This window comes from Clostridioides mangenotii TR (assembly GCF_000498755.1).
In the GTDB taxonomy this organism is placed as follows: Bacteria; Bacillota; Clostridia; order Peptostreptococcales; family Peptostreptococcaceae; genus Metaclostridioides; species Metaclostridioides mangenotii_A.
Genome location: NZ_AXUS01000025.1, coordinates 1 through 15319, shown reverse-complemented (window position 1 = coordinate 15319; position 15319 = coordinate 1). Strand labels below are relative to the sequence as shown.

Below are 15319 nucleotides of genomic sequence, written 5' to 3'. Positions count from 1 at the left end.
TATTATATTAATTTTATATATTTTAGTTCCATTTTTATTGCAAAGAAAAAACACCTCTATCCAGAGATGTTTCAATATAATGAGATATATTCATTTCGATAATATCAAGGTGTTTTTTCAGTAACTCAATTGCAAGAAGTATTTATATTTACACTCATGAACTAGTATTATTATATTCACTTTGATTATTTTATGCATAAAAAAGAACTCTACTTAGTATAGTCCTCGCTCGTTATTTCCTTATAATCTTTTTAACTTATTTTACTTTCAAGTTTTCTATTTCTTGTTTTAAATTTTCTATTTCAAATATAGCTTGTTTTAAAGCTGCGCCTATTGCAGATGAATGTGCATACTCATTTAAAGTGTAATTATCATCTATTTTTTCTACTATTAAATCTCCGACATTACTATTTTCACTATCTTGTGCAATTATACCTATTTTTTTATTAGAACTGTTTGAATCAATTAAATTATACGTTGCTGGTTTATATACATTTTTTATATAATCATAGCAATCATTTAGTGTTAATTTAGAATCTATATCCTCTAGATAATGAATGTTTTCTTTTTTATTTCTGTCTGATACAGTATTTATACTATTTTTAAAATACCCTCTCTCAAACGGAAATATATCTGATCCAATTTGGCCCTTGGTATTCACAGGCTCAATTGCAAGTCTACTTTCAGCTTCACTATAGGAAAAATCAACAGAAGCGTTTTTATTGTAACGATCAAAAAGTAACCTTATTGTATCTCTGCTTACGATATCTAATACCTCAGATCTAGATTGTATATTAGAAGTGGATAGTCCATCATAAACCTCCATCTTACGTGTGCTTATAGTATTTATTAGTCTTGAACCCATACCCGTACCCATATCTAGTTTTATATCCCTTGAACTCGGATTAATGCTTATGTTGTTACTTGTACTAGAGTCATACGAAATATCAAAGACCGATATTAATGATGGATTATCAGGGTTTGCAAAGCTGATTTTTTGGTCAGCTCCTTCAAATGTAACTTGATTTACTGAGCCGCCAGAATCTCCACCGCCCTCGCCTTTTAAAGAGTCTAACCACTCTGATTCAGTACCTTCAAATCCGTTTTCTTTTGCTATTTCATATGCTGATTTACCATCAGGACCAATTAACTCGCCATAATTTAACCACCCTGTAGAACTCCATATATACAGTTCTTTACCAACTATATAACAATCACCAAAGTTATCATCATTCAAATTATTGGGAAGTTGTTCTAATGATTCAAAGACATCTACAATATCTAAATCCTTTCCTACATCTCCTTTTTCACCCTGAGGCCCCTGTATCCCCTGATCTCCTTTTGGCCCTTGTATTCCTTGAATACCCTGTTCTCCTATTTCGCCTTTTTCTCCTTGCGCACCTCGCTCGCCCTTATCTCCTTTTGGACCCTGTAGTCCGACATCTCCTTTATCACCTTTGGAACCTTGAATGCCTTGTATTCCTATATCGCCTTTGTCTCCCTTATCCCCTTTATACGTTCCACCATCTTTAAAGTCTTTAGTATTTTCTGAGAATACATAAATATGGCCATTAATTAAGTAACTATCACCAATCATAGCAGTTCCTTTTAATTCTTCTAATTCTTCAACTGATGTAAGGACATCTTTTATATTAAATGACTTACCATCTGAGCCGTCTTTACCATCTATGCCATTTTTACCATCTGCGCCATCTTCCCCGTCTTTACCGTCTTTACCGTCTGCGCCATTTTTACCATCTGCGCCATCTTTACCGTTAAACTGTTCGGGATTAGATATCCAACCTTCAACTACTTTTCTTGCATCTTCGATCTTCTTATAATCTATAACAATGTTGGTGCCTGCTGATGCTCCAGTAAATATACTCTTGCCAATATCAATAGTAAAAATTGGTGACTGTAAAGTTCCTGAAGAATCAAACAATTTAACTTGTGCTTCATGTTTTCCGTATTCACTTAATTGATCAGAGTTCAATGACACTTCGAACAAACCTTCTTTAGCATTAAGAAGAGTTCCATTAGCAAATACTCCCTTACTTCCTACAGCAACAACAAGTTGTAAACTTAGTCCTGTTACGTCTCTGATTACACCGCCTGTATCTAATATTTGAAATTCATATACTCTACTGTTAGAGTCGTATTGTACTGCAAAACAATCCTGTATGAAACCTTCCCCCATTTTTATTTGATATTTATGTCTTCCGAATTCTTTTAGCATGTTATCAAATCCTTTCTATAATAATATAAAAAAGCGAGATCCATTTTATTGTCTCACTTTTTCGTTAGTGTAAATATATAGCTTAACCTTTTTAAACCCCTTAGATTGGTGGTCAACTTTTTTATAAGTTAAGAAATTTTTCTATTTTTTCTAATTTCATTTCTAATTCCTTTATCTTTATATCTTTTTCTTCACTTTTTGTAATTTCTTCTTTTAATGCCCCTGCTATAATTGAAATAAAAGCATACTGGTTTATATGTTCATAGCCTTCGTGTCTTGTAATTAATGTATCTCTCAATTTTTCATTTTTAATATTTTGAGTAATAGGTGAAACTTGAGATTTATCATCATCTTTAAAATTATAAGTTGCTAAATTCATATTCTTTATAAAATTATATAGATCGCTGTATTGTATATCTTTGTCAACTAAACTATCAGTTTTTCTTAACACATCATTATGCTCTAAAAATTTAATATTCTCTTTTAATCGTGAGTCTGATCCAACATGATTACCTTGAGAATAAAAGTTCCCATCTGTATATATGTGGCTATTTGCGTGAATTGACCCTTTTACTCGCAATTCACCGTACATTGTTGTTTCACCAACTCTATTATTGGTAGATTTATAAGAGTCCACCGAAAAATATATACCATCAGGACCATAAAATGCTATTCCTCTACTGTGAATTAATAAATATATATAAGCATTAACTTTAATCCTTATCGCATCTTGCCCGTTGTAAAGATTAGCATCTATACTGGGTGCATCATTTTCCCCGGGAGAGTATCCTGGAACTAAAATTATCCTCTTTTCAGTACCTCCATAAATCATATCAGTAGTTATTTTTGGTATTGTCATATCACCGTATTTATCCCATGTGATACGATTGTCTGGATATCTACCTATAAAACCACTACCGTCAACTCCAAAGTGAGAAGTTATAACGCCATTATATAATCCTGTTATACCTCCATATATATAATTAATTGACTCATCTTCCTGTTTAGCTTTAAGCCTCTCCCCTATATAAATTCCTGTTTTACTGCCGTTTATACCGCTACCACTAAATAATTCAGGAGTATATACATACTCTCCACTAATTTGTGTAGCACCATTATTCCATGCTTTAAGTGCCGAAGGTAATTCGGCTAGACTTCCATCTTTTCCATCTTTACCAGGTATTCCAGGTATTCCGTCTTTACCAGGCTTTCCATCTTTACCAGATATACCTTGAGGTCCATGTTCGCCTTTAAGTTCTTCTTTTAAATCTCCTGTTAAAGCCTCGCTATCAATTGCACCAGTTCCAAATTGCATAAGTCCAGAATCTAAATCTAGATTAAAGTTTTTACCATCAATTGTACCGGCTCTAATTATATTGGCATTTAATATTCCTGAAGTTATGAAATCCGCCACAATACTACCATCATTAGTCATGGCCAAGCCATATGGTCCATTAATACCAGTACTTGAATATCCTAAGCCGTTTTTATTCCATTGCCAAACATTTTTAGCAGTACCTTCGTCTTCTGTATCCATTATTAATATTCTATCTGGATGAATTCTTACAAATCCTCCAAAACCATTATTTATTAACTCGGTTGCATTATTTTTAGCTAGATCAAGCACACTTCCTTCAACATCTTCAAATTTTCCGTTTAAATCATTTAGCTTTCCAACTATATCAGTAAAACTCTTTTGATAATTACCTAATTCTATTTCGGTATATTTCCCATTCAATGGATTATATTTATAACTAATAACTCTAGCTGCAATATCTAAATTCTCATCCTCATGAATCACAGTTACCGTATCACCTAAGTATACTTTTTCTAGAACTTGTATGTTTTTGTATTCTTCGGTGCTAGAAAGTTCAACAAAATTAACTTTATAGTTAGCCTTTGGTATATCTATGTGATTAACTTCATACTCTCTTCTTGCCGCTTCTCTAAGCATTTGATAGGCTTCATCTAGTGGAACAGCTTCATCATCATTACTTGTATTTCCCCCATCTTCTTTAATAGCTTTGATGTCTCCGTATTCTATGATTCGTATTTTCGGATGCGGGTAATAATCTATGTTTTCACTATCAATATATTTTTCAGGTAATAACAATCCATCATAACCTTTTGGCATAACTCTTGTAGCTACTTGAGTATAATCAATATCAGCTTCATAACCGATTAGATTTTTCTTGTATCTAATTTGAGTTCCCCTATTTGTACCTAATCTTTTGCGCAGCGTAATATTATAGTTATCTCTTTCAATCTCTCCACCCCATCTAGAAATAAATGTGTTGTCTTGAGAACTATCTAGTAATGCTTGAACAACGTTATATCTTACAATCCTACAATTAGCAGTCTTATCAATATCAGAAAACATCTTAAAGTTATGCTTATATTGAGTTCCATTACTTATCTTGTCAATTGCATTAGTTCCAGAGTGAGTAACTATATTTGTATCTTCAATTAAGTTATCAGATAAGTCATAAAAGATATGATAAGCTGTAACGTTATAATATCCAAGTTCTTTATTAATCTTTGATATCCTAAAGGGTTGATCTTCGTTTTTTGGAGTGTATGCTGTAATAATATTTTCTTCTTCTAGATGTTTAGTACAAAATATAGGGTATTTAAAAGTTAATGAATAAATACCATTTAAGACCTCATACACTTCAGGATCAATAATATAATCATCGAGTATCTGAAGTCCATTATTATTAAATTCAGTTTCAAATTTATCAAATACTTTAATCATAGATATCTCTCCTTTGTTTTATATTCAAGTGTGCAATCACCTAAAATGATGTTATTTTCTCCGGTATTTAAAATTGGAAAATCACCTTGCATCTGAGCTAACATATTTAAACTGCCTTTAGTACATGTAAAGGTTTCTGAATCAATCTCTACATAATCAGAAACACCTTTTATATCTACTCTCTTATTGTTTAATGTAAAATATATATTTCCTTTTCCAATTAATTTAAAATATGGTCTACTTTCATAGGTTCCTAAGTTTAATATTTTATTAGAACTCAATTCAATTATTTTTTCTCCATTATTAGAATAAATAAATGGATCGCAATTAAATTTAACCGTAAATTTTCCGTAACAATCTATCTCATTTTCTATATCATCAATTTCAACATTTTTAACTTTATAAAAATAATCAAAATCATCAGAAAAACATATCTTCTTTGCATAAAGTAACCACGCCTTAATTTGTCTAAGGCGTGGTTTTAATATATCTTCTAATATGTTTAGTTCAACTTCTATATCTATATTTGAATAGCCTTTTTTTCTTGTTAAAGATCCATCTCGACCATCAACTTCGATTTCTTCTACTCTCATTTTTGGAGTAGGTATATTAGGTCTTTCATATATAGATAAGCTGTATTCTTTTGAGCTTTTTCCATCTATAATTAAATGTAACATAACTTACCCCCTACCTACTGCATAGCCAGTTTCAAAGCCTTTATTCCCAAGCCATTTATCTACTTTATTTATAAATTTATTACCATCAGCATCGTTATTTATAGTGTTATACATAACGATATGAGCATAATTTTGATTATTTGCGTAAGATTCCATCTGCTCTCTCATGTTCATTTGACCAGCTAAGGCTTTTGCAAATGGTTGCATATGACTTCCCTCTAAAGGAAGAACTGCCTCTTTACCAGCTTCGCCGACTCCTATAACAGATGCTCCGCCAAATATACCGCCTTTTTTATACCAGTTAACATTGAACCCTGAAGGGTACTCATATGATTGACCGAATATTGATGCTGTTGATTTCTTCAAACTAAAATGTGGTAGCTTTGGCATCTTTGGAGAAGGTATTTTAAGCTTCAAGTTACTGAAGAAGTTTCTTAACTTGTTCATCTTGTCAACTATCCAATCATAAGCATTTTTAATTGGTCTTGTCATGAACTCTTTTACTTGACCCCATGCTTTTGATGTAACTCCTTTTATCTTATCCCAAATATTTGATATCTTAGTTGCTAATGTTTGTGCTGTATTTGATACAGAATCACTTGTCTCTCTCATTTTAGAAGTTGCTGTTTGCTTAACATTCTCATAGGACTCTGTAGTCATGCCTCTTATCTTATCCCACTTGTCAGATATGTTCTGTCTGATAGATTCAACAACTGGTGCTAGTGCTTCCTTGGCTTGATTCATCTTGCTTCCAACTTCATCTTTAACTTTTGACCATGCTTCACTAGTTTTCTGTTTTACTATATCCCATTTCTGTGATATGTTTGTAGCTATCTCTTGTGACTTAGTAGAGACATGATTCCATGTTTGTTGCATAGCATCTCCAACATGTTGCTTAACTACTCCCCATGCTTCAGATGTTTTCTGCTTTACAACTTCCCACTTCTCACTTATAGCTGTTCCTATTTCTTGTGCCTTAGAAACAACTGCATCTTTGGCATCAGTAATAGGCTTGATGATATTCTCTTTGATACCTTCCCATGCTTTACCAGCTAGAATTTTAATACCATCCCAGGCTATCCCCAGTCCCATCTTAACCAACAAGAAGATACCTTCAAGTATAGATGATATAAGTGACATAGGAACCTCAATCACCTTCTTGATATTTTCCCAAGCATTTGACGCTATGTTCTTTATTCCACCCCAAATATCCATAAGAACATATTTTGTATCTTCCCAGTTCTGCTTAAGCCAATCTGCAACTGGCACTGTTACAGTTTTTATTGCATCTGTAACCCCTGTCCAAATCTCTGATGCCTTATCCTTTGTTGATGTCCATGTGTCTGCAATAGCATAACCTACACCACCCCAAAAGTTTCTTGTATGGTCTTCAAAGGCTTTCCAGTTATCCTTGATTGCAGTTGTGATATCATTCCACTTAGATGTAGCACCTTCTTTAACTCCATCCCATGCACCACCAACAGTGTCTTTGATTCCACCCCATATTTCCTTGGCTGAATCTGAAATTGCCGTCCATGTCTTAGAGAAGAACTCTTTTATCTCGTCCCAATGTTTATATATCTGATAACCTATGAATATGATTGCACCTATAGCGGCTACTATTGCAACAACCTTTAAGGAGATAACTCCTGATATAGCACCCCATGCTGAACTGGCTACCCCTTTTAACTTAGTAAAAGACGTTCCAACTTTGGTAACACCACTTGGTATATTTTTTAATGCTTTAAACACTTTACTTAGTCCGTTTATAGCTGGCGTAACAGCCGTTGCTCCTCTAAAGGCAACAGCCCAAGCGCCGGTTAAGGTTCCAAGTACACTTAAAAGACTTCCTATTATTGTTAATAATGGCCCTATCGCTATTACAAAGAGACCTATTTTCACTATTAGTTTTTGAGTTTCTGGACTAGCTTCAGCAAACTTCTTAGCAAGATCAGCTATTACTTGTAAGAATGGTTGTGCCGCTTCAAGTGCTTTATTTAAGGCTTCCATAAGTGGACCACCAATATCAATAGCAATATCCATTAATTTGTTTTTTAAAGTTTTAAGTTGACCTTCAAAGCTTTTATATCTCTTTTCAGCTTCTGAAGTTAATGAAGTATTTTCTTTCCATCCATCTGCTGAAGTTTTTAATGATTTGCTAAGTAAACCACTTGCACCAGATAGTCTTAACATTGTATCAACCTCTTGAGTTGATGTAATTCCCATCTTCTTTAAAGCGCCTGTGACATCTTCTCCTGATTCTTTTGCTTTCCCTAAACCTTTTACAAATTCTACTAAGGCGCTTGCTGCATCTTCCTTCCATGCTTTTTGAAATTCACTTGAACTCATACCAGCTGTTTTTGCAAACTTTTCTAGATTACCTCCACCACTCATAACATCAGAGTTCATTTTCTGCATAACACGAGACATACTTCCGCCCCCGGCTTCAGCATTTATACCAAGAGAACTCATAGCAGCTGAAATACCTATAATATCAGCCTCACTCATGTTTGCTTGTTTTCCTGTACCAGCAAGTCTAAGTGACATTGCGACAATATCTGCTTCAGTTGTTTTTGAATCATTACCTAATGCAACGATACTTGAAGCTAAATTTCTAAAACTTTTTTGTGGCATATCGGTAATTGCTGCTAATTTAGCAAGAGACATTGCGGCTTCTTCACTAGATAGATTTGTAGCTACACCCATATCTACCATTACTCTTGAAAAATCTAATACATTCTCAGTTTCGATCAGTTTTGTTATCCTAAAGGCTTTTTATCCCTTAGTTCTTATAGTTTCCTATAAGCTCAGCATATATTTTCACCTACAACATTACTTGTTTAGGCGTCAACCACTCTTGGGGGTATTTTTGCTCTCTTAACGCTCAATCCCTATGCGTTACGGTGGCGAGTGATGTTCTCGCTTACCTCGGTATTAGCATGATGATATAAAAAAAGACTTCATTTTAGAAGTCCCTCAAGATATTTTATTATATTTTTTATGGTATATGGTATTTCTATTAATTTAATATTATTTGCTTTGCAATATTCTCTCTTTATTGAATCTCTTTTCAGCTGATACGCAAAGCCTTTTTTTCTATGAAAGAATTCTCTATCTTTATAATGCTGTTCGCCTTGATATTCTATTAATATTATTGAACCATCTTTGAAAATTGCAAAGTCAAATGGTAAAGGATTTTCAAGTTTACATTCAGGTATTTTATATTGTTCATAAAATTTATAATTTTTTTCAATTAGGTAGTTCCTTATTAATTCTTCTCCTTTACTGCGTCTACAACGAGGACATCTTCTCCCCATATTAAAATTATAAGGAGCTACCGAATATATTTCTCCACAAACTTTATGTTTTATTTTTACATTTGATTTACTGTCAATATATTCACCTAAAACTTCATATTCATCGTTACCTAATTCTTTAACCCTTTCTCTAAATTCTTCAGTAGTTAACTTAATATTTTTAGCACATTTAGGACATCTTCGTCCTGCATTTATAAACTTATGTGGTGTTACCTCATACTCATGTCCACAAATAAGATGTTTTATCAAGGTTTTTTCATCTATCCGTGTGAACTCACTCATTACGTCATATTCATTATTGGCTACTTCATTAAACATTTTGAGAAATTCTTCGTGATTCCTATTATGGTTAGGTCTCATACATTTTGGGCAACGTTGCCCATATGAGAATTTACTTGGAGCCATTTTAAAAACATTGCCACAAGTTAAGTGTTTAATTTTACACTTAGTCTTTGAATCTATATATTCACCTAATAATTTATATTCTCCACTTGACTCTACTTCTTCCTTAAACACTTCTGGCGATTTGGATTGAATCTTACTTAATTTCTTATTATGACATGTTTTGCATGAACCATTTAATAAATCATGTGGATTTTTATATTCTGTAGTTCCACATAAATTGCACGTTGCTTTTATTTTTGTTTTAACATTCTGATACTGAGAGTGTAATATAAATCTATTCCTTTGTTTTTCATACAACTCAGAGCTAAACTCTTCATGTGTTTTTCTTTTCGCCATTTTTATTACTCCTCTAATGATCCTAATATTCGTTTTTTCCTATTTTAATTTTTTTATATCTTGCGATTATTATACCATAAATATTTATCATTTTAGCCTTCACCGATTTTGGTTGATGTTTTATGCTATCAATTTCTTGATAACCGGGCGCTCGAATCCACCCAATTGTCCCGCTGCTTCTGCGACAGCACTAATCTCTTGAACACTTGCTGGAATTTCTTTGGCCATATCTCTTATACCTTTTTCAAGATCTTTATAAGATATTACAGTTTTTCCATTAGCATCTACAACTTCGTCCACTGTTTTCTTTACACCAGTAAACGCACTATCAAAATCACTTGCAGCCTTTATAGCTCCGCCACCTAATGCTACTAGTGGTAGTGATACATGTGTTGTTAGACCTTTTCCTATGCCTTTTAATTTGTCGCCAGTAGCCAACATTTTATCTGAAGCTTGCTTGACTTTATTTCCAGCATCAGCATACTCATTTGCAAATTCTTGTGTTGCAATTCTAGCATCTAATAACTCTTGTTCAAGTTTATTTACTTCATCTGAACTTTCTCCATACTCAGACTTTGCTAACTCAAGTTGTTTTTCAAGGTTCTCCACTTGTTTAGCTGAATTCTCCATAGCCTTTTGTAAGTACTCTTGTCTAGCCTTCAATTGATCAGAGGCACTTGCATTATTACCAAGACTTTTAACTTGAAGTTCATACTCTTTACTTAATTTTTCTGAGGTGTTTTTTAGTTGTTCCTCTTCTGATTTCAGTTCTTTTAACTTATTTTTTCTTTGCTCTGAAATCTCATTTGCCCTTTGTTGTTCAGCTGTCAATTGGCTTTGTTTCTGTTTTGCATCCTCTAACTTTATATTAGTTTCAGTTATAGCATTTTTTAATTGTTCCTCATTCTTTTGTGCAACTAGAAGTTTGTCTCCCCATTTCTGGGCTTCAGCTGAATTCTCTCCCATTGTACGTTTTGCATTTTCAAAAGCCTGTGCAGTAGCTTCTGTTTTATGTTTTGCTAGTTCATACTGCTTTTCAAGTTTAGATATTTCAGCTTCTAGTTTTTGCGTATCTGTAGATGTGTTTTTCATCTGTTCTCGTTGTACTGCAAAAGATTTATTTAAAGTTGAAATAGCTTTATTTATATTAGATATTTCAGAATTAAACTGTTTATTTACTAGGGTATATTGAACTTTAATTTCCGGATTTGCCATATTTCTCACCTTCTTTCGTTTTTAGACATAAAAAAAGAAGGATTGATTATCCTTCTTTTACTCATCACTGCTATTTCTCCAGCTTTCTATTGCCGTTTTATTCATCATCAATCTATTTAACCTTGATATTGGTATATCCCAGATATCAGTACCTAAGTTGAAAAAATATGCGTATATAGAATAACTATCTTCTACACAATTTATTTCGAGTTCTGGTACTTTTTTTTAGATTTACCCGTATTTTTTGTAGATTTTTGGAAGTTTTGTGCAAGTTGTGGTTTAGATTTTACATTCCCAGATAAGATTTCCCCTATTATTTCAAAACAAAGCTCCATATCAATAGGGATGTTACTGTCAAATTCTTCTTTACTCATTCCGTTTGGGTTAGCATTTAGATATGCCATATATGGAGAATTTAATATATCAGTATCAGTTAATCCTCCAAGGGCATCTGATGGATTACCGCTTTTAGTTACAATTCCCATCATCGCGGATAGTATATTTTTTGTAAAATACCCCTGTTCTTGTGCTTTTAAAAAGGCATTAAGAGTAATACTAGTATTAAGTTTTACTTCTTGGCCATCATTTAAAGTTATATATTTAATCATATTATTCCCCCACTTTCGTTTCTTTTATCTTTTCTGGATCAAATTTAGTGTGCCATTCACTAACTAAAGCTTCATCTAGTTCAGATTTAAACGCTTCATAGTGATAATTTTTTTGTTTATCAGGTAAGACTTTGAATTCTAATTCTATCTCAGCAACTTCATCTTCCCCATTTTTTATTTTAAGTTCAAGTCCACTTGCTATTGTAACTACAGGATATGCCATCATTAATGTGTCTGTTTCCCATAAGTCATACTCATCAAATGTTAGTGTACCTTTCTTGCCTTTAGAATTTGCACCGTAAGAGTATACTCCAGCTTTTAAACCATCTGTGCTTATTCCAAATACATTCCTTAACATTTCCCTAGTGATATGACCTACATACTTAAGTGTCATTTCTTCTATCATACTTTTTGTATCTACGATTGTACCTTCGGCAACTTTATTAATCTCCTTAGTTTTTGCTTGAACCTCAAGTTCACCAGTATCCCCAAACTTCTTGGCTGCTGTTTCACCTTCAAATAACATGTTCGCATTTGTAACTTTATACACTGAGAATTGTTCGTCTCTCTTAACTCCGCTCATAATTATTCCTCCTATATTTGTATTTTTAGTTGTTCTTCTATAACTTTCATAATATCGTTAAATAAAATATCTTCTTTTGACTTTAAACCTTTATCAAAGAATTCTTGTGCAACTAAATTGTGCTTCCCAATACCTTGATCTGGGAAGAATAAATATCTAAATTTACCTTTAGTTGTAACTTCAAAACTAAGATTAGTTGTATTTGTTTTTAATGAACCTGATTCTTTAGCATGCGCCTTATTTCTATTTGAAATTGGTGTAAAATCAATTACTGATTTCATAACCTCTTTACTACCCTTTATGTGTAAATACTCATTTAATTTTGGCTCTAAGTTTGTAGCACTTTTTTTTAATGCTTCTTCCAACTTCTTTGAGTTCTCATAACCTAAATCATACCTTATCCCCATTACATCACCTTATCGATGTGATGTAATACAAAAGTAACCATTTTAGCTTCTACATCCAGATCCTGTATTTTACCAACGTCTATCTCTGTCCTATCAAAAATTAAAGCATGTTTTTTACACATTTCTATAACTTCAATCTGATTTAAAGTTGATTGGCCCCTTGTGAAAAAAGATAAATGAAAGTTCGTTTTGTATTGATTTATTCCACTTGTAGCTTTTGTTATTTCTCCATCATCGTTATAAATAAAAAAGGATGGGTTCTTTTCAACCTCATCCTTTCTAATATTCATAGCGAATACTGGATACATACCGTTTAATTTTTTAATCAAACCCTCAAGATCCTTAATCATCTAATGACCCCCTTTTTGCTAAATATAAATACATATACTTACGTTCATTATCATAATCAATTTTAATTATATCAAAGTACTCTTTATCTATTTTAATTATGTGTGACTCTTCAATATTCTTTACATAATAAGCCTTAACTTTTATGTCCAATTTATTACTTATCCCATAATATTGTTTGAAGTCCATTTCTCTTATTGATTTATATTTAAAACGCAGTCTACCCTCGTCAATTAATACCGACTTAGGGTTTTTTCCTAAACTGTCTCTTTTTGTTTCCTTTGTTCCATAAAATAGTACTCCCGAATTTAATTCCTCGCCATTATTTCTATTGAATCGCATTTTGTATCTGAAGATTAAGAATATCTGATCTGAAATTCTGTTCAAAATATGCAACTGAACCGTTCCAAGCATACCTACAATATTCTTTTAATAATCTAGAGGCAAGTATATCTACATCAAAGTCAACTTCTCCTACACGAGAAATTATAAATATCTTGCCCTCTTCGATTATTTCTTCTATTTCCTCATTATCGTAATCCCAAGTGATACTTAGTCTACGTTTAATTTTTTCTAACATTCGTTAATAAAATTCGGGTTTGTATAAATTTTCGCATAAAAAAATAACCTCCTTAAGGTTACTACTTGATTTTTATTCTCCAGTTTTTCCTTCTACAGTTTTTTCTTCTTCTATACCTAGTTTTGATATGTCGAAAGTTAAGAAAGATTTAGCTTCAATTGGTTTTCCATGTCCAGCCATTTTAGTGATATAAATTCTCTCATCCTCTAAGAAGTGATATTCGTCTGAGAATTGTATTATCGAATTAAAGCCTATCCCCATAAAGTAATCCTCCGGTACACAAGCTATCATCTTACCTTCTGGTACATAAACAGACTGAACAATATCAGCAGCTATCGGTAGTTTATTAAATACATAATTACCGTTTAGATCTTGTACTGTTGTTTGTGGGAATATTTTTTCCCAGTAATCACCCGGATTACATACTAGTATTATACCTTGAACAGTCTTTACTTTTCCATCTACTAAAGGTTTCATAACAAGCTTACCAAGTGTAACTGGTTTTAAATCTGGAAGAACCGTAGCAGTTCTATCTGGATATCCTGTTGTTGGGTTAACAGATTTTGTTATATCTTTTAACATTCCGATCGGCTGATTTACTCCATTTCCAGTTATAATGGCCTTTTCTAAACCTATGGCTATTGATTCCTGTAATATTGCTCTTACAAATTTATCTAACCACACAGCACCAAGATTTAACATATCCTTAGATAGCGGAACAAATGCAGATAACTTGTTTAATTGAGTATCTATAACCTCAAAGCTGTTGTCTAGTTTCTTAGTTATATCACTTTCAAGTTTTCCCCATACAGCACCCTCAGCCTCTGCTTTTCTAGCAAGCCATCTTGTTATCCCTGTTGTATTAACTAATTGTATCTTAGTTAAAATTGGATGTTGTGCTTCTAAATCTTTAAAGATCCTATCGATTATGGTTACCGGCATTAACTCTTCCTTGCCTTTGAATCCTCCATCAGATAAGACTTCATTGTAATACTTAGTTTCCGATGTTGTTAGTACTCTTAAACCTCTTTCATTAAGTACATTTTGATCCCTTAGTTGTTCATCAGTTATTTTCTTAGCTTCAGCTATTACATTAGCTTCTATAATTTTTGTAGCTTCTAACTGATATTTGACATAGTCCTCTTCGTTTTCAGCTCCTATTGCTTTAGCAAATAGCTCTTCTACACTTAATTCTAAATCTTTATTTTTCATATTATTTTATTTCCTTTCTAAATTTATTTAGTATATTTGTTTTAGGTTCTTCAGGCTTTTTATACTTATTAAGTATACTAGCTTTTATATTTAGTTTTGGATCATGTTGAGGCGTTTGCTTAGCTACACTATTAGCAAAACCTAACGTTATACATTCTTCAGCTGTCAAATAACTTTCATCATCTAAAAGCTGTGTTAGTTCTTCCTCTGTTCCAATGAACTTATCCATGTAGCTTTGTCTTACAGAAGAATTTATTTTTTCTAACTTGTCCGCTTCTGCTCTTAATTCACTTGCATTACCTGCTGTATAAGCCCAAGCATTATGGATCATCATCGTGGCATTGTTAGGCATAATTATTTCATCAGCGCCCATTGCTATAACAGATGCAGCGCTTGCAGCTATAGAATCAATATGTGCTACTACTTTACCTTCATAATTTTTTAATTGATTGCATATAGCAATCCCCGCAAATACGTCGCCACCATAACTATTAATGTGTAGATTTATCTGTTTACCATTAGCCTTATTGATTACATCAATAACTTGTTGTGGGCATGTGTATTCATCTTCGTCATACATCCACGATTTAGAGTTCATAATAGGGCCATATAAAAGAAAATCTACCTCCGTATCTGATTT

The 15319-nt window shown here is 32.8% G+C and carries 14 protein-coding genes; all 14 read right to left on the bottom strand.

Going from position 1 to position 15319, the window contains the following annotated elements:
* Positions 1-256: 256 nt before the first annotated feature.
* Positions 257-2236 carry a BppU family phage baseplate upper protein gene (locus tag T473_RS17380; RefSeq protein WP_051365922.1) on the bottom strand — a complete coding sequence of 660 codons (1980 nt, stop codon included), beginning with the start codon at positions 2234-2236 and terminating at the stop codon, positions 257-259.
* Between the two features lie 121 nt (positions 2237-2357).
* Positions 2358-4991, bottom strand: a complete 2634-nt coding sequence (locus T473_RS17375; RefSeq protein WP_024622185.1) for a phage tail spike protein — start codon at positions 4989-4991, stop codon at positions 2358-2360.
* Positions 4988-5668 carry a distal tail protein Dit gene (locus T473_RS0112365; protein WP_024622184.1) on the bottom strand — a complete coding sequence of 227 codons (681 nt, stop codon included), beginning with the start codon at positions 5666-5668 and terminating at the stop codon, positions 4988-4990. The genes T473_RS17375 and T473_RS0112365 overlap by 4 nt, the downstream gene beginning before the upstream one ends.
* A gap of 3 nt (positions 5669-5671) precedes the next feature.
* Complete coding sequence (locus T473_RS0112360) at positions 5672-8419, bottom strand: phage tail tape measure protein (RefSeq protein ID WP_278246369.1); 2748 nt, start codon at positions 8417-8419, stop codon at positions 5672-5674.
* Between the two features lie 209 nt (positions 8420-8628).
* Positions 8629-9726, bottom strand: a complete 1098-nt coding sequence (locus T473_RS17370; protein WP_024622182.1) for a hypothetical protein — start codon at positions 9724-9726, stop codon at positions 8629-8631.
* Between the two features lie 120 nt (positions 9727-9846).
* Positions 9847-10941, bottom strand: a complete 1095-nt coding sequence (locus T473_RS19255) for a phage tail tape measure protein (protein WP_024622181.1) — start codon at positions 10939-10941, stop codon at positions 9847-9849.
* 200 nt (positions 10942-11141) lie between these two features.
* Positions 11142-11549, bottom strand: a complete 408-nt coding sequence (locus T473_RS0112345; RefSeq protein WP_024622180.1) for a hypothetical protein — start codon at positions 11547-11549, stop codon at positions 11142-11144.
* 1 nt (position 11550) lies between these two features.
* On the bottom strand, positions 11551-12132 hold the full coding sequence (locus tag T473_RS0112340; RefSeq protein WP_024622179.1) for a hypothetical protein: 582 nt from the start codon (positions 12130-12132) through the stop codon (positions 11551-11553).
* A gap of 11 nt (positions 12133-12143) precedes the next feature.
* Complete coding sequence (locus tag T473_RS0112335) at positions 12144-12539, bottom strand: hypothetical protein (RefSeq protein ID WP_024622178.1); 396 nt, start codon at positions 12537-12539, stop codon at positions 12144-12146.
* Positions 12539-12889, bottom strand: a complete 351-nt coding sequence (locus T473_RS0112330) for a hypothetical protein (RefSeq protein WP_024622177.1) — start codon at positions 12887-12889, stop codon at positions 12539-12541. Before T473_RS0112330 ends, T473_RS0112335 begins: the two co-directional genes overlap by 1 nt.
* On the bottom strand, positions 12882-13229 hold the full coding sequence (locus tag T473_RS0112325) for a hypothetical protein (protein WP_024622176.1): 348 nt from the start codon (positions 13227-13229) through the stop codon (positions 12882-12884). The genes T473_RS0112330 and T473_RS0112325 overlap by 8 nt, the downstream gene beginning before the upstream one ends.
* Entirely contained in the window at positions 13216-13467 is a 252-nt protein-coding gene (locus T473_RS0112320) for a hypothetical protein (protein ID WP_024622175.1), read from the bottom strand. Before T473_RS0112320 ends, T473_RS0112325 begins: the two co-directional genes overlap by 14 nt.
* Before the next feature lie 72 nt (positions 13468-13539).
* On the bottom strand, positions 13540-14679 hold the full coding sequence (locus T473_RS0112315) for a phage major capsid protein (protein ID WP_024622174.1): 1140 nt from the start codon (positions 14677-14679) through the stop codon (positions 13540-13542).
* 1 nt (position 14680) lies between these two features.
* Positions 14681-15319 (bottom strand): head maturation protease, ClpP-related (locus tag T473_RS0112310; protein WP_024622173.1); only part of this gene is annotated, 639 nt, incomplete at its 5' end.

Bases quoted from the DNA above. Each gene is read 5' to 3' on its own strand.
- T473_RS17380 (WP_051365922.1), bottom strand. From the start codon at position 2,236: ATGCTAAAAGAATTCGGAAGACATAAATATCAAATAAAAATGGGGGAA.
- T473_RS17375 (WP_024622185.1), bottom strand. From the start codon at position 4,991: ATGATTAAAGTATTTGATAAATTTGAAACTGAATTTAATAATAATGGA.
- T473_RS0112365 (WP_024622184.1), bottom strand. From the start codon at position 5,668: ATGTTACATTTAATTATAGATGGAAAAAGCTCAAAAGAATACAGCTTA.
- T473_RS17370 (WP_024622182.1), bottom strand. From the start codon at position 9,726: ATGGCGAAAAGAAAAACACATGAAGAGTTTAGCTCTGAGTTGTATGAA.
- T473_RS19255 (WP_024622181.1), bottom strand. From the start codon at position 10,941: ATGGCAAATCCGGAAATTAAAGTTCAATATACCCTAGTAAATAAACAG.
- T473_RS0112345 (WP_024622180.1), bottom strand. From the start codon at position 11,549: ATGATTAAATATATAACTTTAAATGATGGCCAAGAAGTAAAACTTAAT.
- T473_RS0112340 (WP_024622179.1), bottom strand. From the start codon at position 12,132: ATGAGCGGAGTTAAGAGAGACGAACAATTCTCAGTGTATAAAGTTACA.
- T473_RS0112335 (WP_024622178.1), bottom strand. From the start codon at position 12,539: ATGGGGATAAGGTATGATTTAGGTTATGAGAACTCAAAGAAGTTGGAA.
- T473_RS0112330 (WP_024622177.1), bottom strand. From the start codon at position 12,889: ATGATTAAGGATCTTGAGGGTTTGATTAAAAAATTAAACGGTATGTAT.
- T473_RS0112325 (WP_024622176.1), bottom strand. From the start codon at position 13,229: ATGCGATTCAATAGAAATAATGGCGAGGAATTAAATTCGGGAGTACTA.
- T473_RS0112320 (WP_024622175.1), bottom strand. From the start codon at position 13,467: ATGTTAGAAAAAATTAAACGTAGACTAAGTATCACTTGGGATTACGAT.
- T473_RS0112315 (WP_024622174.1), bottom strand. From the start codon at position 14,679: ATGAAAAATAAAGATTTAGAATTAAGTGTAGAAGAGCTATTTGCTAAA.